Origin of the sequence: Sulfitobacter sp. JL08 (assembly GCF_003352045.1) — a bacterium.
Classification (GTDB): Bacteria; Pseudomonadota; Alphaproteobacteria; order Rhodobacterales; family Rhodobacteraceae; genus JL08.
In genome coordinates, this window is record NZ_CP025815.1 from 2247685 (window position 1) to 2273733 (window position 26049).

The window sequence follows — 26049 nt, forward strand, 5'->3', positions numbered from 1 at the left end:
GTAAGGCGCGGGGGCGCAAACGTCCAGACCTGCCTTCGCGCTTTTCAAGTGGATGCAGATGCGATAACCCGATGGACAAAGACGAAAGGGGCAGTACCCATGCGCAGACCAATGACAACGCTTGTGATCGTCGCATCCTTGCTGGGCGGTTGCGGATTTTCCGATTCCGGATGGAACCCGTTCAACTGGTTCGGTGGCGGCCGGTCTGTACCGGTCGAGGCCAGTGACGGCACGAGCAACCCGCTGGTCCCCGACACAAGGCGCACCCGGCGCGAAGCCGAATATGTCTATTCCGGTACACCCATCGATACGATCACCGAACTCAAGATCGAACGCATTCCCGGCGGGGCCATCATCCGCGCGACCGGCGTGTCGCAATACCAGGGCGGCTATAATGCATTCCTGTTTCCGATGATCGACGAAGCAACCACGTCAAGCGGGGTTCTGACCTTTCGCTTTGACATCAATCTGCCTGCCGGTGCGCGGCTGGGCGGACCGGAAAGAACCCGCGAAATCACGGTCGCGCGGCGTGTGACGGAACAGGATCTGGCCGGTATCCGCTCAATCCGCGTCGAAGGCCGGCAAAACGCGCAAGTGTCCAGCCGCTAGGCAGGCATCTTGCGCGGGTCGCTTACAGCGGTACGATCTTGATGGCGCTGCCTTTGGCGGTCAGGGCGATCTTGCCGTCGCACAGACGCAAGGCATCTTCTCCGAACACCTCGTTGCGCCATCCTGTCAGTGCGGGCACATCGCGCAGTCCTGCAGCGATTGCATCCAGATCGGCAGAGGGTGCAATCAGCTTGGCGGCGACGCCCGCGCTTTCGGTCTTGGCCTTCAGCAAAACGCGCAGCAGATCCGCCAAGGCCGGATTGACCTGAAGCTTTTCGCGGCTGCGATCGGGTTCGGGCAGCCCGTCTTGCGGACAGGCCAGCCCGGCAGCGACAGCGGCCAGAATACCATCGGCGATATCGCCTCTGCGCGCTTCGCGCAGCAACAGACGCGAACGCCCCAGATCCTCCATCGTTTTCGGTTTGGTCGAGGCCAGTTCAACAAGCGCATCGTCTTTGTAAACGCGGGACCGCGGGATATCGCGGCTTTGCGCGTAGGATTCGCGAAACGCCGCCAATTCACGGACAATCGCAAGAAACCGCGGGCTGTTTGTGCGGGTTCTGATCCGCCGCCAGGCTTCGACGGGGGCGATATCATAAGTGTCGGGATTGGTCAGGATCTGCAATTCTTCGGCGACCCAGCGGGCACGCCCGGTTTCTTCCAGTTTGGCAGCCAGAAATTCGTAGATCTGGCGCAGATGGGTCACATCGGCCAGCGCATAGGTTTTTTGTGCATCACTTAGCGGGCGGCGCGACCAGTCGGTAAAACGGGATGTCTTATCAACCGGTTTGTTGGCGATCTTGCGCACCAGCGTTTCGTACCCGACCTGTTCGCCAAAGCCGCAGACCATGGCCGCGACCTGTGTGTCGAACAACGGTTCGGGAAACACCTGCGCATCGACCCAGAAAATCTCAAGATCCTGACGCGCGGCGTGAAACACCTTGACCACAGATGTATCGCGAAACAGATCATAAAGCGGTTCAAGCGACATATCGCCCGCCAGCGGATCGACCAGAACGGCATTGCTGTCATCGGTGCCCGGCATCGCCATCTGGATCAGGCACAATTTGGAATAATACGTGCGTTCGCGCAGAAATTCGGTGTCGAGTGCGACATAGGGATGTGTACGCGCCTGCGCACAGAAATCGGCAAGCTCTTGGGTCGTTGTCAGGGTTTTCATAAACAAGCGTCTTCTTTTTCAATCGGTTGGGTCACACCCAATTCCACAGTCATAGCGATACGCCCCGCAGATGGAAAGCGGTGTTGCCGTTACGTCAGATGTCCAGAAACGAGGTGTCGCCCGCCGCGAACCGGCGCAGGACAGCCGGATAAAGCTGGTGTTCGGCCTCAAGCACGCGGGCGGCCAGTGTTTCGGGCGTATCATCCTGAAGTACGGGCACATGCGCCTGCCCCAGCAACGGGCCGTCATCCAGCGCGGCCGTGACCCTGTGCACGGTGCAGCCGTGTTCGCGATCCCCTGCCGCCAGAGCGCGGGCATGGGTGTGCAGACCCTTGTATTTCGGCAGCAGAGACGGATGGATATTGAGCATCTGGCCGCGCCAGTAATCGACGAATTCACCGGTCAGCACCCGCATGAATCCCGCCAGACAGACGATATCGGGCTTGGCATCCATCAACGGCATCATCAGTTCGGTTTCAAAAGCCTGACGGTCCGCGCCAAACGGGCGGTGATCTACCACCGCCGTGGGCACCCCCATCGCGCGCGCCTTGGCCAGACCGCCCGCATCGGCCCTGTTGGACAGCACAAGACAGGGCGTTGCGGGATGATCGGGGTCGCGCTGCATCGACTGGACAAGCCGGATCATGTTCGATCCGCCGCCCGAAATCAGGATGGCAACTCGTTTCTTCAAATCAGGCTGCCCGTGTAACGCACCCCTGCCCCCGCCGTGACGGTGCCCAGATCAATCACCTGTTCGCCACTTGCACCCAGTTGCGCGCGCAGGTCGTCGGCGGCATCGGCATCCACCGCCAGCACCATTCCGACACCGCAGTTGAATGTCTTGAGCATTTCAAGCGGAGCAATATTGCCCACACCCGCCATCCACGCAAAGACCGGCGGCAGCGCCCAGGCATCCAGATTGATGTCCGCGCCCAGATTGTCCGGCAGCACGCGGGGCAAGTTTTCTGTCAAACCGCCACCGGTGATATGGGCCAGCGCGTGCACACCCCCTGCCCTGATCGCCTCCAGTGCCGGTTGCACATATAGCCGCGTCGGCGCCAGCAGCGCCGTGCCCAGCGGGCCATCCGCAAACGGCGCGGCATCGTCCCAGCCCAGCCCCGAAATCTCGACTATCCTGCGTACCAGCGAATAACCGTTGGAATGCACCCCGTTGCTGGCCAGCCCCAGCAGCACATCGCCTTTTATCACGCCGCGCGGCAGATCTGCGCCACGTTCCATCGCGCCGACGGAGAATCCCGCCAGATCGAAATCACCCGCCGGATACATGCCCGGCATTTCCGCGGTTTCCCCACCGATAAGCGCACAGTTTGACTGTACACAGCCTTCGGCAATGCCTTCGATGATGCGCGCGGCCACATCTGTTTCCAGTTTGCCAGTTGCGAAATAATCAAGAAAAAACAATGGCTCTGCCCCTTGGCAGACCAGATCGTTCACACACATCGCCACCAGATCGATGCCGACCCCGTCGACATTGCCGGTGTCGATGGCGATACGCAGCTTGGTGCCCACCCCGTCGGTGGCAGCCACCAGAACCGGATCGCTGTATCCTGCATCCTTGAGATCGAACAACGCGCCGAATCCGCCCAGCCCGGCCATAACGCCGCTGCGGTTGGTCCGTTTCGCCGCCGGTTTGATCCGATCGACAAGCGCGTTGCCCGCATCGATGTCAACTCCGGCCTGTGCGTATGTGATACCGTTCTTTGCGTCGCTCATTGCCCGACCCTTGCTGCTGCGGATTGCTCTGGCGCGGGGTTAGAGCATTGTGACGGCGCGCGCAACGGTTTGGCTTGACGCAGACGTTCTGTCTGCTAACCACAGGCACAGGTCGGGCCTGTAGCTCAATTGGTTAGAGCAGAGCGCTCATAACGCTTTGGTTGGGGGTTCGAGTCCCTCCGGGCCTACCAGCATTTCGCTATCTGTGAAACGAGAACGACTGCACCAATCCGACCCTAGCGCGCAATCACGATATCGGCGCGCAAGCCGCCCAGTCGGTCGCTTTCACCCAGACGCAGCACGCCGCCATGGGCGCGGGCGATGTCGGCGGCGATGGCAAGGCCAAGGCCCACGCCGCTGCCCTTGTCCTGATTGCGCGACGGATCAAGACGCATGAACGGCTTGATCGCTTCGCCGCGCATGTCGGGCGGGATGCCCGGGCCGTCATCTTCCACGCGAAAGCGCAGGGATTTGTCGGTCAGCGCCACCGATACCTCGGCGCGGGTGCCATAGCGCACCGCGTTGCCGATCAAGTTTTCAAGGGCTCGGCGGATCGCAATCGGGCGCACGCGCACCTCGCCCGTGCCGGTGCTGTCCACACAGGTCACGTTCTGTCCGCTGCGATCGTAATCGGCAACGATCTCGGCCACCAGAAGGTGCGGATCCACCTTTTCGGGTTCACCTTCGGACGCGCCTTTGGCAAAGCTCAGAAACTCGTCCAGCATACGCTGCATCTCGTCCACATCCTGAAGCAATGGTGCGGCGTCGTCCTCGTCCAGCATCGACAGGCCCAGTTTCAGCCGTGTCAGGGGGGTGCGCAGATCATGGCTGACGCCGGACAACATCAATGTGCGCTGTTCGATCTGGCGTTCGATCCTTGCGCGCATGTCGACAAACGCGCTGCCCGCTGCCCGAACCTCAAGCGCACCGGACGGGGTATAGGGCACATGCCGCCCGCGTCCGAACGCCTCAGATGCCGTCGCAAGCCGTTTGATCGGGCGCAACTGGTTGCGCAGATAGAAATAGGCAATCACTGTCATCAACCCGCCGAAAAACACCATGTTCACCAGCAGCTGGTGCGGGTTGGACGCCGACACGCGCCGCCTGTCGAACCCGACCTGAACCACGCCGTGACGGGTATGCGCAAAAGTGATGACCTCGCGGTTGTCGGGCAGCAGAATGCGTTGCATCCGCGGCAGATTGGATTTCAGAACATCGATTACGACGATGCCCGAAAAATCGTACCAGCGCCGCCGGTTCTGATCGGGCACCACATCGGCCGCGACAAATGCGATCTTCATGTTCAGGGTCTTGGTGATCTGGTCCAGCGAACTCAGCGCCTGTGCCGGATCAGGTGCGGTTTCGATCCCGTTATAGACCAGCCGTAATTCCCGCGTGACGGTCAGGGTCATCTGGTTTGTCACGTCTTCGAAATGGCGCTGGATGAACACCACGGACACCACCAGTTGCAAAAACACGACCGGCAGGATCAGGATCAGCGCGGCGCGTCCGTAAAGACCGCGCGGCATATAGTGTTTGAGCCATCCAAAAGACATGCGCTATACCTATCCCGACGCCCGCCCGTTAGAAAGCCAAATGACAAGCCCACCCGACAGTTTCGTTCCCCCCACCGGCATCGCCGAGATGCTGGAAACCGGTTTGCGCCGCATCGTAGCGCCGAACCCGTCGCCGATGACCTATCGCGGCACCAACACCTACCTGTTGGGCACGCGCGATCTTGCCGTGATTGATCCCGGCCCCGACAGCGCCGCGCATCTCGCGGCCATTCTGTCCGCGATCGGCACAGGTCAGCGCGTGACCCACATTATCGTATCGCACGCCCATCTGGATCACAGCCCGCTGGCCCGGCCCCTGTCGCAAAAGACCGGCGCGCCGGTCTATGCGTTTGGCCCTGCCTCTGCCGGGCGCAGTGATGTGATGGCGCAGCTGGCCGCAGGCGGGTTGGCGGGGGGCGGCGAAGGCATCGATGCGGATTTTGCGCCCGACGAAACACTGCACGACGGGGCCACCCTGCACACGCCCGACTGGACGCTTGAGGCGCTGCACACGCCCGGACATATCGGCAACCATCTGTGTCTGGCCTGGAAGGATGCCTGCTTCACCGCCGATCACGTGATGGGATGGGCCAGTTCGCTGGTGTCACCCCCCGATGGCGACCTGACCGATTTCATGGCGTCCTGCGCCCGCCTGCAAGCGCGCAGCTGGCGTGCGTTCTATCCCGGCCACGGCGCCCCCATCGACGCGCCGAACGCGCGGCTTGACTGGCTGGTTGCCCACCGGCGCACCCGCGAAGCCGCAATTCTTGAGGCGCTGACGCACGGCCCCGCCGACGCCGCAACGCTTGCCGCCGCGATCTACACCGACACGCCCCGCGCCCTGATCCCCGCCGCAACCCGCAACGTTCTGGCGCATCTTGTTGATCTGACAGGGAAATCCATCGTATCTCCCTGCGGCGCATTATCGGCTGACGCGCGATTTGAACGATGTGACAACAAACTTCCCGCGAATTCATAAGATTCCGCCAAAACCCTCTGGACGCCGCAAAGTCTGATTGCTATATCGCCCAAACCGTTCCGGCGTAGCTCAGCGGTAGAGCAGTTGACTGTTAATCAATTGGTCGTAGGTTCGATCCCTACCGCCGGAGCCATTTCTCCCAGCGAGAACAAAGATTTACGAGAACATTGGGACGCACTTAAAGTGTCCCGTCGACAACTGCGTCCCGACGTGTGTCCCATATCAATTTTGCCTGCATCTGGTTATTAAGCTCTGGACTCATAACCAAAACAACACCGTTGCCGCGAGGGCGATGGCAGACATGAAGATGATGGGGCATCTGTCATAACGGGTCGCGACCCTACGCCAATCTTTCAACCGTCCAAACATGTTCTCAATCTTGTGACGGCTTCGATAAATCTTGGCATCATGTGGGACGATGTCTTTGCGGTTCCGGCGGGATGGGATGCAGGGTTCGATGCTTCTTTCTCTTAAGCCTTCACGGAACCAGTCGGCATCATATCCGCGATCCGCCAACATCCATTCCGCAGCAGGTAATAAGGGTAAGAGTGCCCGTGCGCCGATGTAGTCGCTAACGTTCCCCGCAGTCAGGAATAGTTGGATTGGTCGCCCTACCGCATCGGTTACAGCGTGAAGTTTCGAGTTCAGCCCACCCTTGGTCCGCCCAATCAAGCGGCCACGCCCCCTTTTTTAAGCCCCATGCTGGACGCTGTTCGATGGCTCTTCAGGTGGGTTGCATCAATCATTAGCGTGCCTGTTGCATCGCTTCGAGCGGCCAATTCGGTCAGGATACGAGCAAAGACGCCCATCTGGGACCATCGTGCCCATCGGTTGTAGAGTGTTTTGTGTGGCCCATAATCGGATGGAGCATCCCGCCAGCGCAAGCCATTACGAATGACGTGGATAATGCCGCTGAGAACGCGGCGATCATCAACACGCGCAACCCCACGAGGCTTCGGGAACAGATGTTGAATGCGTTTCAAATGTGCTTCGTGAAGCCAGTAAAGATGCGACATGGACAGTCCTCCTGTCGCTGTTGAATCACGAAGCCGCAAATATTGGAATCGGCTACAGCAATGTCTGCTCAGCATGGAACACTGGACATCCGACTAAAACACTCAGATGACCGCCTTGAGCCCACAGTAGACATGGTCCGGCCCCGACGCTCGCAGATGCAGCAACCCCGTTGACAGGAGCCGTCAGCCGCATCGCAGCAGGAAAAGCCGCCGTTCGCTTTATCCGCAGCGAATTTCATGACCTTTAGGTCCGAGTTGCGAACTAAGCCGAAGTTCTCCGCACAAAAGAAATCAAAAGACTGATGAATGTTTATTTCGCGGAAAATCAGACTTATGACATTGCAGCCAACGCAAGTGTAGACAAGCCGAAATGGCTTTCGTACCTGCAGCAGCGCATTCTTGATGGCGCTGCGAAAAGTGGTCTTTGATAGACTGCCAAAATCAAACGTGCCAACACGGTCTGAGAATGTTCAAATCTTAAATTTCCCATGAGGCGCTGAAGTGGGAATGACTTGACTCAAAACTGGAACCGCGAAACGTTGAAATAGACCAGTCGGTCTGTGAGGGTGAAGCAAGTTATTTCTGACACTCTCATTAACATTAGAATAACATTTAGGAAACAATGTCATGAGCATGGAAATTGAAACCCGGCGCTTTGAAAACCCCGACGACAAGCTCGACATGAAAGAATGCGGCGGTATCGCAATCATCAAGATGGGTACCGGTACCACAGGCATGCACGCGGTGTTCGAACCAGGATGGACCTGGGAAAAAGATGAAAAGCCTCTTCTTGGGAATCCGGAGTCCTGTCCGATGCATCATACCGGATACTGCATCTCTGGCACATTGATGGTCCGCATGCTCGACAGCGGAAACAGCACGAAGATCGCGCCCGGCGACTTTTTTGAAATCCCGCCTGGCCACGACGCTTATGTCGAAGGCAATGATCGCGTGGAGTTAATTCTCTTCGCACCGCCCGAACACCAGCACTGATCTTCCCCGCTTGCAGACCATTCGGTTGATTGGCGGTCAGATAAGCCACGCAAGTGAAAAATGAAGAATAGCAAGCCTGCTAATGGGATGTACCGGCTGCTTCACCCAGCAGGTTAGGCTTGGCCTATACTGCAAAAAGGAGAAGTAGCATGGCGAAGAATGATTTTGATGAGCTGATGTCAGTTGGCGTTGATATCGGCAAAGACGTATTTCACTTGGTTGGCTTTGACAAAGAAGGTCGGCTTGTTTTGCGCAAGAAGATCAAACGCATGGCGTTGGTTGCGACGTTTGAGGAGCTGCCGCAATGTATTGTCGGGATGGAAGCTTGCCTGAGCGCGCACTTTGTCAGCCGAACGCTGAGCAAGATGGGGTTCGAGCCCCGGATCATTCCCGCGATTTATGTGAAGCCTTTCAACAAGGGCCAGAAGAACGACTACAATGACGCTGAAGCTATTGCAGAAGCCGCTTTGCGTCCCAATCTCAAGACGGTATCGGAGAAGACGCAGGAGCAGCTTGATCTCCAGGCGCTGCATCGCGTTCGGTCACGGCTTGTGTCACGTCGGACAGCAGCAATGAATCAGATCCGGGCCTTTCTGATCGAACAGGGGATCACTGTCCGACGTAGTGTCGCGGCTCTGCGCGCCTCGCTCGAAGCCATTCTTAGCAATCGCGGCGACGAGATGTCCTTGCGGATGCGGAGATTGATCCTGGGGCTCCAACAGGATTGGATATGGCTGGATAAACGGATCGATATGACCACATCTGAAATCAAAGAGGTCAGCGAGACCGAGGAAAGCTGCCAACGTCTGATGACCATTCCGGGCATCGGGCCAATCATCTCAACGGCTGTGGTTGCAGCTGTCGGGACCGGCGAGGCTTATGATCGGGGGCGAGATTTTGCGGCTTGGCTGGGGCTCGTTCCGCGACAACACAGCACCGGCGGGCGCACCATCCTGGGTCGTATCACAAAACGAGGCAGCCGGTATCTCCGCATGCTGTTTGTGCAGGCCGCGCAGGTCATCATGATGCGACCGAAGAACTGGCATAAGTTTAGTTTTGGCGCATGGTTGGAAGCCGCCGCGACGCGCATGCAGCACAACAAGCTCGGCGTGGCGCTTGCCAATAAGCTAGCGCGGATCGCATGGAGTGTTCTTAACTCAGGCAAGGACTTCGATTGGATGGAAAAAGAATTGGCGACTGCGATCTGATCACAGCCGCAAACGACGTTCGTAAACCTCAAATGCATGGAACGGAATAAAAACGCACTCAAAGTCTGAGAGCCCGAATGGTCATAATCGACCTGTCCGCTAATGAGACAAAGGCGCGTGCGTACTCCCAACAGGGCCACGGCAAGCAACACAAGCCGATCCAAAGGCCGGATACATATCAGCGACTTCCAGAAGACATGCAATTGAACACTTGCGAACAGCAGCCGGTACATACATCGGGCTCGAAGCTGCCTTGCGGCGGCGGAGCGGGCCATGCTCACACCGCTTCCCGAAAGCAGTCGTTCTTAAACTGCAGAAGCCTAAGTCTTTTCAATCAGATGGCTGGCAGACCGGCCATTTGGCGATTGGAAGCGGTCGATGGACGAAAAGCGACGGAATGACGGCACTGAGCCCATTGCAGACATCGATCCGAAGTGCAGTATCCGCTACTAAGGGCGGATTCAGGACGTTCGTTGCGCCATGCGTGGAGGTCCACACTGCGGACTTGGCGACCTTGGCAAAAAGCAGATTAAGCGTAGCAAACCCACAGGTTCTTAGATTTTGTTTGCCCGGATTGGAAAAACCGGTAACCTTCACCATTCAAATAGAAGCCAAGGAGCTCAAAAAGATGCCAGTTTTTAGACTTACCCAATTTACATCACGAGATATGAGCAAGATGGTCGAGTTCGCTGAAACTTTACGCGAAGAAGTGGCAGCTGCTGGCGCGGAATCTATTGATGTTATCTCAGTGGGCGATGGCAAAGGCATTGTTATCGCCAAATATGACACTCAAGCCAAGATGGAGGCTGCAACCGAAATCAACAAAGCCGCATTTGGAAAAATGATTGCGGCGGGAATTGTCGACGCAGAAAGCATCAGCGGGCAATCCGGTGAGATAACTTTCTCTTTCTAAGTTACTGGCGGATGAAGCCAAAAAATTTGCTCGGCCAAATGCTGAAAAATATTACAACTTCAAACTAGAATGGTGGTGTAAATCACATGCAGGTTAGTGTTCGTGACAACAATGTCGATCAGGCCCTCCGGGTTCTGAAGAAAAAGCTACAGAGGGAAGGCGTTTTCCGTGAAATGAAGCTCAAGCAACATTTCGAGAAGCCGTCCGAGAAAAACGCACGCCAGAAAGCTGAAGCAATCCGCCGTGCCCGTAAGCTGGCACGCAAAAAATTGGAACGCGAAGGATGATATATTTCATTCCTTGATGCTGAACAAATGCACCCCTGTTGCCCGATGACAGCGGGGGTTTTCCGTTTTTGTGGCCCTTTTTTAGTCTGATGTCCTGAGATATCAAAGTTCGCACAGCTGTCATTGCCGCACAGCGCAGCGAACGCTCGGAATGAGCCGATTGTGTTCTCTAATCTGTCAATATGCTTTCTCCCTTTGCGGGCTGTTTAACGTCTGAGGTTGCCTTGGTTCTCTTCGAGCTCACGGGCTCATGATGGGGTTGGCTGGGTGTGAATCGGCAAGGTTGAAACCGCGATCAGATCGGTGGTCTGCACTGTCGCTACAAAATCGGCGCCGTGTTCCACGCCCTCCCTCGGGCGTCTTCCTGGATGGGAACTGTGATGTAGGAATCCTCTGTTGTTCAGTAGCTGGTTACGTGGCCTGGAATTCGGTCTGATCGCGCATCATGGCGTGCAGTATAATTGCAAGCCGCCTTGCCAACGCCACCCGCGCTTTTCGCATCGTCGAGCGCTGTCCAATTGCGAGAGCCCATGACTTGAGCTTTAGCGGTGCCGCATATCGCGTGAGCATCACGTTCGCGGCTTCATAGAGCAGCGTTCGGACCCGCACGTCGCCACGTTTCGAGATACTACCAGTATAATCGACCTCGCCAGACTGGTGGCGTTTGGGAACCAGCCCAAGATAGGACCCCACATCTCGCGAACGCTTAAAGCGCCTGGGGTCATCAATAGCTGCGGCAAATGCCAGAGCCGTGATCGGACCAACGCCCGGCACTGTCATCAGGCGGGTGCAGATCTTTGATTTGTGGGTCATCACTTTGATATCGCTGTCGATGGCGGCCACGGCCGTCAATATCGCTTCGCGCGCCGCAAACAGACCTCGCAACGCTGCATGCAAACCGGGAACGCCGTCGCTGACTTTGAGGGCAGCGTCCTTGAATGCAGGCGACAGAGCCCGTGGCAATCGCACACCAAACACGACAACAAGTCCACGGATCTGATTATCGATGGTCACGCGTTGTCCGACCAGCTTCTTGCGCGCCGCGATCAGCGAGCGGATCGCATGAGCGGAAAGCGATTTGACATGGGTCGGTTTGTAGAACCCTGTCCGTGCCAAATGCGCCAATCCACGCGCGTCGTTTCGGTCGGTTTTATGCCCAGCTAGGGACTTCAGTGCCTGATAGGCTTGGCGGCTTTCGATGCAAACAACCGAGACACCAAGCTCCGTCAGGCCGTGGTGGAGCATTGGAGCCATCCGCCCAGTCTCAAAAACAACTTTGGTACATGTGGGTCCGGCGGCCAGAAACGCGGTGATCGCCTTCGGTGTCGAGGATGCTTTTCCTTCCAGGATAAGCGCCCCGTCTCGATCAAGAATGCAGATATGCGTCTCTTCCATGGACACATCCAAACCAGCAAAATATTCCATCGGTCGGTCTCCTTTTCAATGATATGAACATCAAGAATAACAGGCATCGATGCGCGCTGGTTCTGATTACGCCATGTTGAAAACACTCGGTGTCCTACCCGGAATGGTCAAATTCAGAGATTTTTTCCCGCGATAGCCCGCTTTTGCAAACATCTTTTCATGAGACCCAGTCTTCAGGGAGAATGTTCCAATATTTTGGACCAAATTTCGCTGCGTCGAGTTTTTCAATACAATCAGCCCAAAGCTGTCGGATGACGACTGATGACTTGCCCCTAATTAGACAGTCCGGCCTTGCGCAAACCAACGGCCAGTAGTTCGAAATCGTCTGATTGCCGCCACATGCTTTTGAAACCATGCGCAAGAATGGAAAAATTTTCTTCGGTCACCTCAATGCCTCGGCCGCCAAACTCATCGCGACGTTCCGAAATAAAGTCCTTCAAGGCTGCCGCCGCCTCAGTTTGCCGGCCAAGATGCGCATAAGAAGCGGCCATGAAAGCCGCGGCCAAAGAATTTAGCCGCGCTTCTCCGATCAGCAATCCGAGCGCGGCCTCAAAGTTTCCGCAAAAAAATTCGACCTGCCCCATGATCCAGTCGATCGCAGGAGGATGTAATGGATCCAACCGCATCGCCTCTAAGACCACTTCCCGCGCCTTGTCATGACGTCCCAGCAACAGAAAGCCGTAGCCACACCAAGCCATAGATTCAGCCTCGTTCTCGATCAGCGATATCGTCTTTTCGAACTGTACATCGGCTTCATCCCAGAGCCTTGCGCACAAATAGGCAAATCCCAGTTGATCTTGAATGTAGGGGTCTCGGTTGTCCAGAGCCGCGCCCTTACGGGCGATGTGCAACGCGTGATCAGGAGCGTCTGGGTCCGCCAGTCCAAGCCAAAGGTCGATAACATAGGTGTCAGAGAGGTACATATAAGATCGGGCTATGGACGGATCGAGTGCGACGGCCCGTTCCAGCAATGCGCGCGCTTTGGCAGTGTCCCGGGCATTCAGTCCGTCACGGAGAGCCTTGCTTCTCAGCATCAATTCATAGGCCTTCATTTCATCTGCCGGTTTCTGTGCTGAGCGGTCGACAAAATCATGCTGCACACGGCCTGGTAGTACAGCCACTATGCTGCGGGTCACTTCGTCCTGTACGGATAGGATGTCTTCCAATTCGCGGTCATAGCGTTCCGACCACAACTGCGTGCCAGTTACGGCATCGGCGAGCTGCACAGAAATCCTGACCCGACTTCCAGCCTTTCGAACACTGCCCTCAACAAGATAATCGGCGCCCAACGCCGCAGCAATTTCCGCGGGATCGATGTCTTGTGCTCTGAATCTGAAAGACGCGTTTCGGGAAATAACCTGAAGCGTACGAAAGCGCGACAAGCCCATGATAATATCTTCCGCAATGCCGTCGCTGAAAAATGCTTGCTCAGGGTCGTCGCTCATGTTGTGTAGGGGCAGAACCGCGATGGCAGCTTTTTTGACAGCCGCCGGTTTCGGCGGTTCAGCGTCCGCTTTGTTATCTCCCGCAACGCGCCAAGCGCGCACCGGCTCGAAAACATTCTTGATGGAGTGCGTGCCCGCATCCTCCCATGGAACTGGAATGCGGTTGCCGACCACACGATATACCGCGTCAGAGACAAGCACGCCTCCGGGAGGCGCCAATTGCTCCAAACGCGCTGCAAGGTTGACGCCCGACCCGAAGACATCACCATCTTGCATGATGATGTCACCAAGGTTGATACCGATGCGGAAACGGATCGGGTCGGACCCTTCCGAGGTCGCCCGTTGCCATTCGATGGCGCAAGAAACCGCATCAGCGGCACTATTGAAACTGGCCAGAAGGCCATCACCCATAAGCTTAATAATGCGTCCACGATGACGGTTTACGAGAGGCGTGACTATTTGATCCATACAAGCAGAAAAAGCAGTAAGAGTGCCAGACTCGTCCTGTTCCATCCGACTTGTGTAACCGACCATATCGGCGACCAGAATTGCTGCGAGTTGACGCTCCACAGATGTCCTCCCTTCCTGTGCATACCGGTCGTTTGACAACAAGACCATGTGAAACTGAATTCGAGGGTTTGTCGAAGGAGGCTTTGTCCCGCATGTGAGACATACGTCGCAACCGCAGCGAACGTCCGCTGCCGGTGAAAGCAGTCGTTTAGAACCAAAACTTCGAATTTCCGGTTGTGAGCGGCTGCTTAACGCGACGAACCGGTCATCAGAGAAGAACAGTCGAATGACTGCATCGAGCCCACTTCGACCTATTCTGCGGAAGGCTCGAACTGGCGAAATGTACGGTGACCTGACATTCCCCGGGAAGAGATGGTTCCGACCGGAAACTATAGGAGCGGATCATCCGCTTGCCTTTATCGGAGCACTTCATCCCTCGGGGACGCCGAGGGCTGCCATCTGTTTTCCGACGCGGTCAAGAACCTTTGGAGAGAACACCATGGCCTCCTTGAAACGCTCAATGGTCATGTCGGGGTGAGCCTGCATCAGCTTCTGAGCAGACACGCGCGCTTCCTTTTCACGACCGGCGCCCAGCAAGGCCGCGCAGAGGTTGCGATGGACCCAATGCGCGTTGGGACGCTCTTCGAGGGCGCGGGTGAAAAGCTCTGCCGCGCGGTTGTCATCTCCGGCAACCTGATGCGCGCTGCCCATGCCCACAAGATTGTTGAAATTCATCGGGTCGAGCGGGCTCAGACGAATCGCGCGTTCGAAATGTTGCATGGCGTTTTCCGGCTGGTCTGCATAGGTCTCCAGCCATCCAAGGCGGCTCAAGGCCCATGCGGAATTTGGATCAAGCTGGATTGCGCGTTCGAGAAGGACACGGGCAGCGCCATAGTTGCGCGCAAACGTATGGACCGTGCCGAGCACTGACAGGATCAACGGATCGTCAGAGGACATCTGCGCAGCCCTTTCGGCGCGCGACAGCGCTTCTGTTTTCGCTTTTTCAATGTCAGCGACCCAATTGTAGACCGAGTGCTGCGCCCAGCACCACGCGGCAAGCGCCAGTGCCATGGGATAATCGGGATCAATCTCCAGCGCTTTTTCGAGAAGCTCCAGCGCATTTGCCGCAGCTTTTTCTTCCAGCATCCAGGCATCGGGCATCGCCCGCATCGTATAGTCGTAAGCACCCAGGTCTTGCGGTTGCTTGCGACGCGTGCGTTCGATTTCAGCAAGTTGGATTGAGGGTTGCAGCGCGCCAGCGACCTTCTCAGTGATCTTGTCTTGCAGATCGAAGATGTCATCAAGCGACCCATCATATTTGTCTGCCCACAGGTGTGCGCCGCCATCAGTTTCGATGAGCTGTACAGTAATCCGTACCCTCTTCCCGGAACGCTGAACCGAGCCTTCGAGCACGTATTTCACCCCCAGTTCGCGCCCGATGTCCTTTACGTTCATGTGTCGCCCCTTGTAGGCAAAGGACGAGTTGCGAGCGATAACAAAGAAAGATCGGATACGTGAGAGTGTGGCTGTGATCGCCTCCACTACACCGTCAGCAAAATAGTCCTGGTCCGTATCCCCAGACATGTTGTCAAACGGCAAAACAGCGATCGAGGGTTTTTCGGGGCGCTGCAAACGCGCGGGCGTGGTTCTTTTCTGTTCGCTGCTGCCGATCTCAGGATACCACTGAATGACGCGCACAGGTGTAGGAATATTCTTCAGCTTTTGGTCTCCACCATCGGAAAATCTGGCTTCGATCCGGTTGCCCAAATGTTCACGTGTGCTGGCGCTCAACGCGATGCCACCGGGCGCAGCGATTTCCTGAAGTCGCGCAGCGATGTTCACCCCTTCACCGAATATGTCGCGGCCCTCAATAATAATGTCGCCCAAATTGACGCCGATGCGAAGTCGCAGCAGCGGCGGACTGTCGGGGTCTTGGTCACGCGCGGCCATGGCGGTCTGGATTTCAATTGCACAGGCCACAGCATCCACGACACTGCTGAATTCTACCAACGCGCCGTCACCCATCAACTTAACCACCCGCCCCTTGTGAGCCGCGACACTTGGAGCGAATATTTCCGTTCGGATACGGTTGACGGCGGAAAGCGTCCCTGACTCGTCAGCGTTCATACTCCGCGAGAACTCGGCAATGTCCGCCGACATGATCGCGGCAAGGCGACGCTGAACGGGTGGTGCACTCATGTAACTTTCCTAGTGCAGGATTGGGTAGGTCGCAAGGTTTTCACAATCCGGACTTCCTGGGTCCCGGTGATCTCCGATTCGAAACAAACCCTAAATCTACAGAGTGCTTTTTTGCATCATATGAAAAGTAGTCCAGATGTGGCACAGTAACCTTAGACCAACTGGGAGAATGACGCATGGATATCAGAAGAACATCGGGACGGGGGCGCCTCTATGGCAGCGTGCTGGATACCATCGGGGACACGCCCTGCATCCGAATTAACCAGATAGCGCCAAGTCATGTGTCGGTTTACGTAAAGGCCGAAGCCTTTAATCCAGGTGGCTCGATAAAGGATCGACTGGCAGTCAACATTGTTGAGGCAGCAGAGCGTGAGGGACGCCTGAAACCCGGACAGACCATTGTCGAAGCGACATCAGGCAACACAGGTATCGGGCTGGCCATGGTGTGTGCCGCGAAGGGATACCCTCTCGTCGTCACCATGGCCGACAGTTTCTCCATTGAGCGGCGGAAACTCATGCGATTTCTCGGAGCCAAGGTTGTCCTGACACCGCGCGCGCAGAAGGGCTTTGGCATGTACACCAAGGCCAAGGAACTTGCTGAAGAAAACGGTTGGTTCCTCGCCAGCCAATTCGAGAGCGAAGACAATGCAGATATCCATCAAGCCACAACGGCCAGCGAAATTCTCGCCGACTTCAAGGGTGAGCGGCTCGATTTCTGGATCACCGGATACGGCACGGGAGGCACAGTCTCAGGCGTGGCCCGTGTTCTGCGCAAGGAGCGGCCCGAGACGAAGATTATTCTAACCGAGCCATCCAACGCAGCAATCGTCTCCTCCGGCTACGTCAATACCCGCAACGAAGCGCATCAACCAACGGAAAGCCACCCGGATTTCGAGCCGCATCCGATCCAGGGCTGGACACCGGACTTTATCCCGTGGGTGTTGCAGGAAGCGATCGACAAGTCTTACTACGACGAACTCATCCCTATTCCTGGCAGCGAAGGTATCGACTGGTCCCGGCGCCTTGCCGAACAGGAAGGCATCTTCACCGGCATCTCTGGTGGCTCGACTTTCGCTGTCGCGATGCGGCTGGCGGAAAATGCACCAGAAGGGTCGGTGATGCTGGTCATGCTACCTGACACTGGCGAACGGTATCTTTCCACACCACTGTTCGAGGGTATCGAGGAAGACATGACCGAAGAAGAGCGTAATATCTCGATGTCCACGCCATCAGCGCAAATGGCTGCAGATTAGATAAAACGCTAAATCCTGAGCATTTGATAAATCCGGCGCATGTTTTAATGAAGGGCCCGTTACGATTCGGGGCCCACCCCTATATCCGTACGGCTCCCAGCCTAAACCAGCTTAAGCAGTGGGAACGCTCATCACGACCGCTAAGCGCAGAAAACGTCTATTCGCAATTTAAAGCTGAACGGCGGGAAGGTCCGCAACTGAGACATTCGTCCAAAGTGCAGCGAACATCCGCTGCTGGTGAAAGCGGTCATTGATTGTGCGTACATGCAGGTTTGCTTTATTGAAATCAGGAGTCAATACTTTGATGGCGCCGTTCGGCGGAATAGGTTTAAGTATGCAGTATCATCTTGACGGCTTTCGCGCCGGGGACCCTTCAATTGCCTCTGCCAGTGCAAAAACGGCGAAAGATGCGGTCGACGTGCTAATAGTTGGGTGCGGTCCTGCCGGTTTGACGCTGGCGACACAGCTCAGTGCTCTTGGCGACATCTCGGTGCGTATTATCGAACGCAAACCTGGCCCTTTAGAATTTGGTCAAGCGGACGGTCTCGCCTGTCGCTCTGTCGAAATGTTCGAGGCGTTTGGTTTTGCAGATCGTGTCATCAAGGAAGGTTATCACGTCAACGAAGTGAGCTTTTGGCGACCGGACGATGACGGTACACCACTTGTGCGCGCGGACCGTATCCAAGATGTGGAAGACGATCTGTCCGAAATGCCGCATATCATTCTGAGCCAAGCGCGCGTCCATGATTTCTATCTCGAGTCTATGGTCAAATCGCCAAGCCGTCTCGTGCCTGATTACAATCAAGAACTGATTTCTCTGACTTTAACAGATGGCAGCGACTTTCCAATATCGGCGACAGTAGGCTATGTGGATAGACCCGGAGAAACAGAAACCATTCGGGCCAAATACGTCGTTGGCTGCGATGGCGCGCGCAGCAAAGTGCGGTCTGAGCTAGGGCTTGAATTAAAGGGCAAATCGGCACGACAGCTATGGGGCGTAATGGATGTTTTATGCCATACGACTTTCCCTGACATCAGACTAAAATGTGCAATCCAATCCGCGGATCAGGGCAGTATTCTGATTATCCCCCGCGAAGGCGGATATCTGGTCCGTCTGTACATAGAACTTGCTGAGTTGGCACCTGATGAACGCGCAGCTGACCGAGGCGTCACGTCGGACCAGCTGATCGAAAAGGCACGCAAGATACTGTCACCTTTTGATTTTGAAGTTGCGCAAGTTGCTTGGTGGTCGGCTTACGAGATAGGGCAACGCGTTTGTGATGCCTTTGATGATGTCATGGAAACGGAACGAGGAACAAAATCACCGCGAGTTTTTATTGCCGGTGACGCCTGTCACACGCATAGCCCGAAAGCCGGACAAGGAATGAATGTCTCCATGGCCGACGCCTTCAATTTGGGTTGGAAACTGGCCGCTGTTCTACATGGTCAGTCATGTGTTGAATTGCTCGACACATACTCCAAAGAGCGTCGCGCGAAGGCACAGGAACTGATTGATTTCGATCGCAAGATGGCGCGCTTATTTAGCGAAAAGCCAAAGACCAAGGACGATGCCGCCCGGTTCCAAGCGTACTTCAAGAAACATGGGCGTTATACGGCGGGCGTGGAAACGCACTATGCTCCTTCATTGGTTGTAGGCGATACGAGCCACCAGAAATTAGCCACAGGATACCCCGTAGGTAAGCGTTTCCATTCCGGCCCGGTAATCAGGCTCGCGGATGCGAAACCTATGCAATTGGGGCATACCCTAAAGGCCGACGGAAGGTGGAGGATAATTGCCTTTGCGCCGCGATCGGATATGGGCGACGAAAACGGTCCGGTGGGTACATTGTGCGCGAGCCTGAAGGAGCTACTACAGAGTGTGATGTCGACGGATGCCGATGTAGATGCATTGATCGATGTCCGTGCCGTCTTTCAGCGCTCTCACCGCGATATGGATTTTTCGAAACTGCCTAGTCTACTAAGGCCTCAAAAAGGACCGCTGGGCCTTACTGACTACGAAAAGGTTTTCTGCTCATTGCAACAAGAGCACGATATTTTTAGATTGCGTGGGATAAATCGGTTTGAAGGCGCGGTCGTTGTTACAAGACCGGATCAATACGTAAGTTTGGTAACGCCGATCACAGGGCCCGCGGAGATCAAAGAGTTCTTCGCTCGCGTTTTGTCTTAATAGGAAACTCATCATCAATTCTGCTTGGAAAGCCGCCATTTAGTATCCACTCTTTGGAGTAAACCCACCGACTTCCAGTCGGTATCGCTTTAGCGTGAATCGAAGAGGGTAAGGACATGCAATACGACACCGGCAGCCACTGCGTTTTTTACCACCGTTAGCAAACGGCGGTTCCGTCCCGCTCAGCGGTCGTTCATCCAATGCACAGCGAATGACCGGTCAGAGCCCATTGCGTTGAAAAACTCGAAAATTCGGCTCCCTCATTTTTCCGTCAATTTCCATTGCTTCATCAAAGTTGACTTTACTTGCCAAGAGCGGGCCATGACAGACCCTCACATCGCCGAACCGGCGTTTTGGCCAACCCCCTAGCCAAAAATCTCGACGGCTTCTCAATGGACAAATTTTTCATTGGTTTTCGGCAAAAATGGAGTTTTTCAACACAATCAGCCCATAGCGGCCAGATTGAAATCGCGTCCTTCGCTTGTGCAGCAAGCCGAGTAACCCATGCTCAGCACGGTTTCTTGTGAAAGCGCAGAATCTTGATAGAGTTTTAGGAATACTGCCCTGAGAGGTTGCTTTCTATGCTCCGTTCGCTGTTTTTAAGTACTTTGATAATCTTGCTTTCAACCCCGCTTCACGCGCGTGCACCCAATGGCTTCAAGGAAGCAACGTTTCAGGGTCGAAGTCCTGCCTATGATAAGGGCGTGGTCATATTTTCTTTGCTTCCGGGCGATTGCAGCCCAAAGAAGTATGGTGATGGCAGAGGAGAGAGCGACTGTGCTAATGGCGGTATTCGCTCAAGGATAAATGCCAAGAAACATGCCCGTCTTGGGCAAACACTTCAATACAGCCTGGATATTTGGATTGATCCCTCTTTTGAGTTCAATGGAGGTAAAGGAACCAAACGTAGCGCCTTGATTATTCTGGAATGGCAGAGGATCAATGCGATAAAGAGCCATCTTTACGAACTGCATCTGGATTCCAGACGTGGTGCCATGTTTGAAGACAAGACCTGTTTTTCAAACAAAGACTTTGGGAAATGGGTAAGCTTCAAGATGCTGGTAAAGTGGTCAGCAAAAGACGACGGCGTACTAAAAGTCTATTGCGGTGACCGTCTTGTGTATCAACTCGTGGGCCAGAATGCGATTCCGCCGGGGTGCGGAACTACAGTAAAACGTCAGTGTGAGTTAAAATACCAAAAAGTAGACGGCGAAATCCAATGGCAAGTTGGTCCGAAACTTGGCGGCTATGGAACCGTCTATAAGCAGTATGGGTTTAGCTCCCCGTTTCGACCATTCTCCCAAAATGGACTTAAGATGAAGGTCAAGAACCTTTATTTTGGCCGAATAAAGTAAAAGCCATGCCATCAAAATTGGCGGCAATCGGTGAGTAAACTAACCGCTTTGAGCAAACTCGGACAATAAGACATTAGAGTTCTTCTTTGGTTATGAAATAATGAATACAATGTCGGTCGAGACGTCTCCCGTGACTTAGAAGGAGGAATTTGATTTGAAAACACTGCATTTTGCGATGCTTTCGGCTATTTTCCTTTCCGCTGCCCCGGTACTTGCTGGGCCGCTGAACGAATGGCGCGTTTCTTGCGGTGCCGATAGCGGGGCGATTACCAAGCGGGCGAGGACATGGACATTCCGCACAAGCTATAACCACTGCTCCGGTGGCATATTTAAACAACGGGCTGAAATCGCGACCAAACACATCCGCCCATCCCACAAAGGCGCGTATTTATTCGACAGCTATGTCGCAATGACGACTGGCAGCACCGAGAAGTTCGACATTTTCCAGATTCATGATGGGCGCATGGGATGCTCGCCCCCGCTGAAGCTGACGGTTGTCCGGTCGGGGCAGATTGAACTAACCAGCGACATTAAGACAGGCCCGGGCGAAAGTTGTATTCGTGGCAAGCTAAGCCAGAGCCGAACAAAGGGGCAGATTAGACGCGACGGAGCAGAGCAGCATCTTCAGGTTCTGGTCGACTTCGATGGGACTGGCGCCTTCGACACGACTGTTTGGCTCGACGGGGTGGCGCAAATCTCGGGTCGGTATGAACCATCGAACGAACCAGAAGCGTTCCAGCCGGCAAAATACTATTTCAAACATGGCGTCTATTCGCAAAACATCTTCGACTACGTGCTAACTTCGCGTGGTATGAAAGTCACCCGTGTGCGAGTTGGCGGATAGCCAAACTCTTCCGGCGACAATTAGAGATTATAGTTTCGGTGTGGTCCCCGCTCTCGCGCGAGTAATTATCTACCGATTGAGACTTTTCAATTTTTGTAAAAGGGTTTCTGGTAAGCGCGTCCTATCAAACCGTGACAATGGTGAGTTTGGACAGATGCCGTAACAAGCGAATTATGGGTCACTGCGGTTCTGATATACCGTGCTTTCAATCCGGCACTTCGATCACGACCGAGGCATGGATGGCAGGGGAGTCCCCCCATTCTGGTGACGGGGCGTTTCTGCGCGGGTTGGCAAAGTTCGCTAGGTTTTGATTGCCGCGCCAATTGTCCGGGGCACCAGTCGCCCAGTTAGTATAGTTTGTCGGTTCGCCGTTTTGCCAAACCCAACCGCCTGTGGGTTCGGGCGCTCCCTCTTGCTGAACGAATCCAATCATTGGACCTTCGTAGGCCGTGTCGTAGACGACCCAGTGCCCCTCATCGTGCAAGGTTAGATTGAACACGAAGTCATTCTCGGCCTGCGATCCGATGGCAACTGGATATCCGCCAAGCGCACTAGCAAGATCTTTGATTTCGGCCCATTCTCCACCCCAGGTTCGAACTATGTGATAAGTATGGCCCTCAAAGTTGCCGGTAGTTACCAAATCAAAGGCAGACAGGATTTCTGCGGGACTAGGAGCGCCTTCCAAAAGCCGGGCTATCTCCAGTCTATCCCCTTCGCGTGACTCCAGTTTCAAAGCGTAGTAAAGGGTGGCTGCGGTAATGACTGCAACTCCCACAGAAATTCCCAGTGGTACGGCGGGGTTGCGCATGATCCGCGATATACGCCTTCGCAGCCGAGGGGCTAGTGTGCCGGCATCGCCTACGGAATAGACTGATATCGGCTTGGTTACATTCTTGACCCGATGTTCGCCCACTTTGGAGAAGGCCAATTCGACCTTGCCCCCGACTTGGTCCATCACGTTTTGCGAAATGCAGATTCCGCCGGGTTCCGCAAGTGCTTCGAGTCGAGCCGCCACGTTCACACCGTGGCCCAGAATGTCGCCACCGGGTTGAACCGTTACATCACCGATATTGATGCCCACGCGGAAGAGCAGTCGCGTGGTAGACAGCACAGGTTCGTTGTAAACCTTATGCGCTTGTTGCAACTCAATCGCTGCTCGCAACGCCTCAACCGGGCTTTCAAACCAAGCGAGAACAGAGTCTCCAGCCGTGTTGGCAATTTGACCACGATGAGCTGCGATTATAGGATCCATAAGACCGCGCAGAGCAGCAAGATGGGTGAGAGCCGTTTCCTCGTTGGCCTCCACATGGTGCGTATAATCAGCGACGTCGGCGGCTAAGATCGTCAGGAGGCGCCGGGTCATGCACCTTGTCCCGACCTAACCCAGTTTCGAAACTCCCGCAGCGCCACCGCTCTCTCCTTAGCTATAATCGCTTTTGCCGCAGTTCAGCCTGACGAAAGGCTACCGCATCTATTGTCAGGGAGTCAAAGCTCGAAAACTTTTGCAAAACAAATTCCAGCAATAAATGAAGTGCGTGAAGAGTGCTCTCCAAGATTTGACCCTAGCTGAGTCTTTATAAAGCCTCTTCGCGGTGCAGTTGGAATGCGCCTTTCGAAATGCAACGCTGCAGCCACATTAGGCGGCTTTGTCCGCAACTGAGACATCCGAGACGTGAGCAGCGAACGTCCGGTTCCGATTTGCACCAATTTGGCCGAGTTCAACGACCGCTTTGGGGAAATTCTGCCGCAGCGCCGCGAAACGGTCGCGTTTTCGATGCGGTTAGTTCGGTGAATTATGCTGCACTCGCATCGGGCGGCTTAGTCCGCGTTGCGGTCATAGACGAATTTTTGACGACCGTCCGCTATCGCCCGAACCGGTCATTGACAGCAGAAAATTTGGTTTTTCGCGAACGAACGACCGCTGAGCGGCGCTTAGCCGTCATCTGAGAAAAACAGTCGGATGACCGAGTCGAGCCCGGAGCGGTCGGACCAAATAGCGTTCTTTTGCAGTTGCCGTTATATATCAGAAGACCGATCGATTAAAATATGCTAGCCTTCGATCAGTTCATTGCTTTGTATCTTTTTCCAAAAAAGAAACTTCCCTTGAGGCAGACTTAAACAAGTCAACCCAGCGGTAAATCACACGTCAGCAGGCGGCGTAATCCAAGGGAGGAAGAAGTCATGTCTTCACCAAAATACATGATGATAACCGTGGCAAAATGTGCGCCACAGAAATTTGGCCATGCGATCGAACACCTGGAAAGTCTTGCCAACGACCTAAAGACTAGGGCGGGGGCGGCGACAACCCGGCATGGTATTGTGGCGACAGGTGAGCATACGGGGCAGCTCATTCTTTTTCAAACGTATGAAGAAATGAATGGCATTGACCGGGCATTTGACGTCTATGAAAAGTCCAAAGCCTATAAGGGTCTTGTTCACGATCTGGCTATCTCGGTCACTCTTCGAAACATCCTACGTATTGAAGACGTGGGGCTTAAAAACCCATCCAGCGATGTTCCAGCCTATGGAGTTGCCACGCGGGCAAAGTCGGCAGGGCTCGAATTGGACAGATTACGCACAGCCGTACCCCACTTTGAGAAAAATGGAGCGATGATATTTCGGTACTGCACTATTCTTACAGGACCCACAGCGGGGCATAGGCTTCTAGTCGTGGGCTACCCGTCGATGGACGCGGTAGAAAAGACATATGACACGCTGAGAGGCAGCGCAGAATACAATGCAATTTTGGAGACCCATGAGATTGAATGGCGGAATATCATTCGAATAACCGGCTAAGACATCGACAGCAACTGCAGCGAATGGCCAGATTAGTTTTTGGCCATTTAACGTTCAGTGAACGGCAACTTCGTCCCGCACAGCGGAAGTAGGCATATTTTTTAGTAGCGTCCGCTCTTGTGGTAAGCGGACATTCGTAACCAAAGTTTCGAATTTCCAGTCGCTAACGGCGGCTTGACGCGACACAGCAGACACCCGCCAAAAACCTGTGAACTTCCGCTTTGAGCCCGGAACAGACAGTTTCAACCGACCCTTACGTACGCCCCTCAAGTAAATAGGTCGCTCTGGGTCTGTGCCCTTTAATTTCGATTTCACCGCGCGGCGTTGACTGGTAGCGATCAGATAAGAGTTTTCGAGTTTCCGTCGAAATCTGGATTCGATCGGGAACGCCTTCGGATTCCATCCGGCTGGCGACATTTACAGTATCTCCCCAAAGATCGTACGAGAATTTCTGCTTGCCGATCACTCCCGCAATCACGGCTCCGGAATGTATCCCGATACGTAGTTTCAAATCGACGCTGTTATCTCTGCGGAACTCGCTAAACGCTTGCTGCATACCCAGCGCAAGATCGGCGATTTTTTCCGCGTGATCTGCGACGCTGCCCTGTAGACCTGTCGCGACCATATAGGCATCACCAATGGTTTTGATCTTTTCCGCACCGTGTTCTTCTGCAATCGCGTCAAACCGCAAAAACAGATCGTTCAGCAGGTTAACAAGTTCATTCGCCGACATTTTCCGCGATATGTCGGTAAAACCCGCGAGATCGGCAAACAGGACAGACACGCTGTCGTGGTTGTCAGCCAGAGGTTCCTCCTGAGCTTTCAGCCGGGTCGCGATTTCAGCGGGCAGGATATTGAGGAGTAACGCTTCGGATCGGCGTTTTTCATCCTCAAGCAGGCGCTCCAACTGATAAGCCCGCCGGTTGATGACATCCAGTAAATAGGCAAAACCAATCGCGAATCCCACACCACCGCTGGTCCAGGCCATCGCATTCACAACCTCAAAAGAGGTGCCGCCCGCCAACGCTATTGTTAGAAGAGCGGTAAAAAGATAGCTGCCCAGAACAACAGAGGCCTGACGTACACCATTCGTAATCGCCGGGACGAATATCATTCCAACCAAAAGGCCACCCACGCCTGCAATGAACCCTCCAGGCAATTGCGCCAGTATCAAAGGGAACAAGATGGCCACCCCAAGGTAGGTGTAAGTCATGAAATATGTCCATAATCTTGGGGTAGTATGAATAATCGGTAAGAATGATGTACCGATACATATCGCAAAATGCAGGGCTGCCGCCGCGCGAAACGGACCAGTCTTGCTTAATGCACCGGGATCCAACATCAGGTCCCAAAACAAATAGCCGGTAAAAGCAACGAGGCCGATGGCTGACCCCAACCTGCCAAGCGGCATAAACCTTTGCAGCAGTCGCAGGGCGTAGTCACGTTCGACGTCTGGCTCGAATTTTATCGGGTACCAAGTTTCCATCGCAATCTCCATCTTTGACATGCCGGAAGACCAAATAGTCAATGACCCTATTGAAGTCTTTGAAAATTACCCG

At 54.8% G+C, this 26049-nt stretch carries 21 protein-coding genes and 2 tRNA genes; 13 read left to right on the plus strand and 10 right to left on the minus strand.

Features of this window, described 5'->3' with window-relative positions; all coding sequences use genetic code 11:
* Positions 1–99 precede the first annotated feature (99 nt).
* On the plus strand, positions 100–609 hold the full coding sequence (locus C1J05_RS11070) for a hypothetical protein (RefSeq protein WP_162798005.1): 510 nt from the start codon (positions 100–102) through the stop codon (positions 607–609).
* 22 nt (positions 610–631) lie between these two features.
* Here the strand turns inward: C1J05_RS11070 and rnd are convergent, their stop codons facing one another.
* The 3 genes from rnd to purM all read right to left on the minus strand — a co-directional run bounded on the left by rnd (position 632) and on the right by purM (position 3523).
* Positions 632–1789, minus strand: a complete 1158-nt coding sequence (gene rnd / locus C1J05_RS11075; RefSeq protein ID WP_114870302.1) for a ribonuclease D — start codon at positions 1787–1789, stop codon at positions 632–634.
* A gap of 94 nt (positions 1790–1883) precedes the next feature.
* Positions 1884–2435: a phosphoribosylglycinamide formyltransferase gene (purN, locus tag C1J05_RS11080; RefSeq protein ID WP_254684794.1), complete on the minus strand. Its 552-nt coding sequence runs from the start codon at positions 2433–2435 to the stop codon at positions 1884–1886.
* 41 nt (positions 2436–2476) lie between these two features.
* A complete protein-coding gene (purM, locus tag C1J05_RS11085) occupies positions 2477–3523 on the minus strand; it encodes a phosphoribosylformylglycinamidine cyclo-ligase (protein ID WP_114870304.1) in 1047 nt (348 codons plus the stop codon).
* 114 nt (positions 3524–3637) lie between these two features.
* Here purM and C1J05_RS11090 point away from each other — a divergent pair.
* A tRNA-Ile gene (locus C1J05_RS11090) sits at positions 3638–3714 on the plus strand.
* 45 nt (positions 3715–3759) lie between these two features.
* On the opposite strand, the gene C1J05_RS11095 is transcribed toward C1J05_RS11090, so the two are convergent.
* Positions 3760–5079, minus strand: a complete 1320-nt coding sequence (locus C1J05_RS11095; protein ID WP_114870305.1) for an ATP-binding protein — start codon at positions 5077–5079, stop codon at positions 3760–3762.
* A gap of 40 nt (positions 5080–5119) precedes the next feature.
* Here C1J05_RS11095 and C1J05_RS11100 point away from each other — a divergent pair, with 40 nt between their 5' ends.
* Both C1J05_RS11100 and C1J05_RS11105 read left to right on the plus strand, forming a co-directional pair.
* On the plus strand, positions 5120–6058 hold the full coding sequence (locus C1J05_RS11100; RefSeq protein WP_114872277.1) for an MBL fold metallo-hydrolase: 939 nt from the start codon (positions 5120–5122) through the stop codon (positions 6056–6058).
* Positions 6059–6116: 58 nt separating this feature from the next.
* Positions 6117–6191, plus strand: a tRNA-Asn gene (locus C1J05_RS11105).
* Between the two features lie 125 nt (positions 6192–6316).
* Here C1J05_RS11105 and C1J05_RS11110 read toward each other — a convergent pair.
* Positions 6317–7074, minus strand: a protein-coding gene (locus C1J05_RS11110) for an IS5 family transposase (RefSeq protein ID WP_114870306.1) whose coding sequence is annotated in 2 segments (ribosomal slippage) — positions 6317–6738 and positions 6738–7074 — 759 coding nt in all. Because the reading frame shifts where the segments join, the coding sequence is not laid out codon by codon here.
* 627 nt (positions 7075–7701) lie between these two features.
* Between C1J05_RS11110 and C1J05_RS11115 the strand changes: the two genes are divergently transcribed.
* From C1J05_RS11115 to rpsU, 4 genes are all read left to right on the plus strand, one after another.
* Positions 7702–8067, plus strand: coding sequence for a cupin domain-containing protein (locus C1J05_RS11115; protein WP_114870307.1), 366 nt, complete (start codon positions 7702–7704; stop codon positions 8065–8067).
* A gap of 149 nt (positions 8068–8216) precedes the next feature.
* Positions 8217–9275: an IS110 family transposase gene (locus C1J05_RS11120; RefSeq protein WP_114868711.1), complete on the plus strand. Its 1059-nt coding sequence runs from the start codon at positions 8217–8219 to the stop codon at positions 9273–9275.
* Positions 9276–9789: 514 nt separating this feature from the next.
* Positions 9790–10188 (plus strand): hypothetical protein, encoded by a 399-nt coding sequence (locus C1J05_RS21425; RefSeq protein WP_205388904.1) that lies wholly within the window; start codon positions 9790–9792, stop codon positions 10186–10188.
* 86 nt (positions 10189–10274) lie between these two features.
* Positions 10275–10475, plus strand: a complete 201-nt coding sequence (rpsU, locus tag C1J05_RS11130; RefSeq protein WP_114869331.1) for a 30S ribosomal protein S21 — start codon at positions 10275–10277, stop codon at positions 10473–10475.
* 411 nt (positions 10476–10886) lie between these two features.
* Here the strand turns inward: rpsU and C1J05_RS11135 are convergent, their stop codons facing one another.
* The 3 genes from C1J05_RS11135 to C1J05_RS11145 all read right to left on the minus strand — a co-directional run bounded on the left by C1J05_RS11135 (position 10887) and on the right by C1J05_RS11145 (position 16054).
* Positions 10887–11900 carry an IS110 family transposase gene (locus C1J05_RS11135; protein ID WP_114870309.1) on the minus strand — a complete coding sequence of 338 codons (1014 nt, stop codon included), beginning with the start codon at positions 11898–11900 and terminating at the stop codon, positions 10887–10889.
* A gap of 272 nt (positions 11901–12172) precedes the next feature.
* Positions 12173–13915, minus strand: a complete 1743-nt coding sequence (locus C1J05_RS11140) for an adenylate/guanylate cyclase domain-containing protein (protein ID WP_114872278.1) — start codon at positions 13913–13915, stop codon at positions 12173–12175.
* 369 nt (positions 13916–14284) lie between these two features.
* Positions 14285–16054: an adenylate/guanylate cyclase domain-containing protein gene (locus C1J05_RS11145; RefSeq protein ID WP_114870310.1), complete on the minus strand. Its 1770-nt coding sequence runs from the start codon at positions 16052–16054 to the stop codon at positions 14285–14287.
* A gap of 176 nt (positions 16055–16230) precedes the next feature.
* Between C1J05_RS11145 and C1J05_RS11150 the strand changes: the two genes are divergently transcribed.
* The 4 genes from C1J05_RS11150 to C1J05_RS11165 all read left to right on the plus strand — a co-directional run bounded on the left by C1J05_RS11150 (position 16231) and on the right by C1J05_RS11165 (position 21694).
* Complete coding sequence (locus C1J05_RS11150) at positions 16231–17307, plus strand: PLP-dependent cysteine synthase family protein (protein WP_114870311.1); 1077 nt, start codon at positions 16231–16233, stop codon at positions 17305–17307.
* 280 nt (positions 17308–17587) lie between these two features.
* Complete coding sequence (locus tag C1J05_RS11155) at positions 17588–19495, plus strand: FAD-dependent monooxygenase (protein WP_368073703.1); 1908 nt, start codon at positions 17588–17590, stop codon at positions 19493–19495.
* A 581-nt stretch (positions 19496–20076) separates the two neighbouring features.
* On the plus strand, positions 20077–20850 hold the full coding sequence (locus C1J05_RS11160; RefSeq protein ID WP_114870312.1) for a hypothetical protein: 774 nt from the start codon (positions 20077–20079) through the stop codon (positions 20848–20850).
* A gap of 154 nt (positions 20851–21004) precedes the next feature.
* Positions 21005–21694: a hypothetical protein gene (locus C1J05_RS11165; RefSeq protein ID WP_162798007.1), complete on the plus strand. Its 690-nt coding sequence runs from the start codon at positions 21005–21007 to the stop codon at positions 21692–21694.
* Between the two features lie 205 nt (positions 21695–21899).
* Here C1J05_RS11165 and C1J05_RS11170 read toward each other — a convergent pair whose 3' ends face one another.
* Positions 21900–23057, minus strand: coding sequence for an adenylate/guanylate cyclase domain-containing protein (locus tag C1J05_RS11170; protein WP_114870314.1), 1158 nt, complete (start codon positions 23055–23057; stop codon positions 21900–21902).
* A gap of 818 nt (positions 23058–23875) precedes the next feature.
* Between C1J05_RS11170 and C1J05_RS11175 the strand changes: the two genes are divergently transcribed.
* Positions 23876–24490 carry a DUF6854 domain-containing protein gene (locus C1J05_RS11175; RefSeq protein ID WP_162798008.1) on the plus strand — a complete coding sequence of 205 codons (615 nt, stop codon included), beginning with the start codon at positions 23876–23878 and terminating at the stop codon, positions 24488–24490.
* A gap of 253 nt (positions 24491–24743) precedes the next feature.
* Here the strand turns inward: C1J05_RS11175 and C1J05_RS11180 are convergent, their stop codons facing one another.
* Positions 24744–25976, minus strand: coding sequence for an adenylate/guanylate cyclase domain-containing protein (locus C1J05_RS11180; protein ID WP_205388905.1), 1233 nt, complete (start codon positions 25974–25976; stop codon positions 24744–24746).
* Positions 25977–26049: the final 73 nt, after the last annotated feature.

Bases quoted from the DNA above. Each gene is read 5' to 3' on its own strand.
- C1J05_RS11070 (WP_162798005.1), top strand. From the start codon at position 100: ATGCGCAGACCAATGACAACGCTTGTGATCGTCGCATCCTTGCTGGGC.
- rnd (WP_114870302.1), bottom strand. From the start codon at position 1,789: ATGAAAACCCTGACAACGACCCAAGAGCTTGCCGATTTCTGTGCGCAG.
- purN (WP_254684794.1), bottom strand. From the start codon at position 2,435: ATGATCCGGCTTGTCCAGTCGATGCAGCGCGACCCCGATCATCCCGCA.
- purM (WP_114870304.1), bottom strand. From the start codon at position 3,523: ATGAGCGACGCAAAGAACGGTATCACATACGCACAGGCCGGAGTTGAC.
- C1J05_RS11095 (WP_114870305.1), bottom strand. From the start codon at position 5,079: ATGTCTTTTGGATGGCTCAAACACTATATGCCGCGCGGTCTTTACGGA.
- C1J05_RS11100 (WP_114872277.1), top strand. From the start codon at position 5,120: ATGACAAGCCCACCCGACAGTTTCGTTCCCCCCACCGGCATCGCCGAG.
- C1J05_RS11115 (WP_114870307.1), top strand. From the start codon at position 7,702: ATGAGCATGGAAATTGAAACCCGGCGCTTTGAAAACCCCGACGACAAG.
- C1J05_RS11120 (WP_114868711.1), top strand. From the start codon at position 8,217: ATGGCGAAGAATGATTTTGATGAGCTGATGTCAGTTGGCGTTGATATC.
- rpsU (WP_114869331.1), top strand. From the start codon at position 10,275: ATGCAGGTTAGTGTTCGTGACAACAATGTCGATCAGGCCCTCCGGGTT.
- C1J05_RS11135 (WP_114870309.1), bottom strand. From the start codon at position 11,900: ATGGAATATTTTGCTGGTTTGGATGTGTCCATGGAAGAGACGCATATC.
- C1J05_RS11145 (WP_114870310.1), bottom strand. From the start codon at position 16,054: ATGAGTGCACCACCCGTTCAGCGTCGCCTTGCCGCGATCATGTCGGCG.
- C1J05_RS11150 (WP_114870311.1), top strand. From the start codon at position 16,231: ATGGATATCAGAAGAACATCGGGACGGGGGCGCCTCTATGGCAGCGTG.
- C1J05_RS11160 (WP_114870312.1), top strand. From the start codon at position 20,077: ATGCTCCGTTCGCTGTTTTTAAGTACTTTGATAATCTTGCTTTCAACC.
- C1J05_RS11170 (WP_114870314.1), bottom strand. From the start codon at position 23,057: ATGACCCGGCGCCTCCTGACGATCTTAGCCGCCGACGTCGCTGATTAT.
- C1J05_RS11175 (WP_162798008.1), top strand. From the start codon at position 23,876: ATGTCTTCACCAAAATACATGATGATAACCGTGGCAAAATGTGCGCCA.
- C1J05_RS11180 (WP_205388905.1), bottom strand. From the start codon at position 25,976: ATGGAAACTTGGTACCCGATAAAATTCGAGCCAGACGTCGAACGTGAC.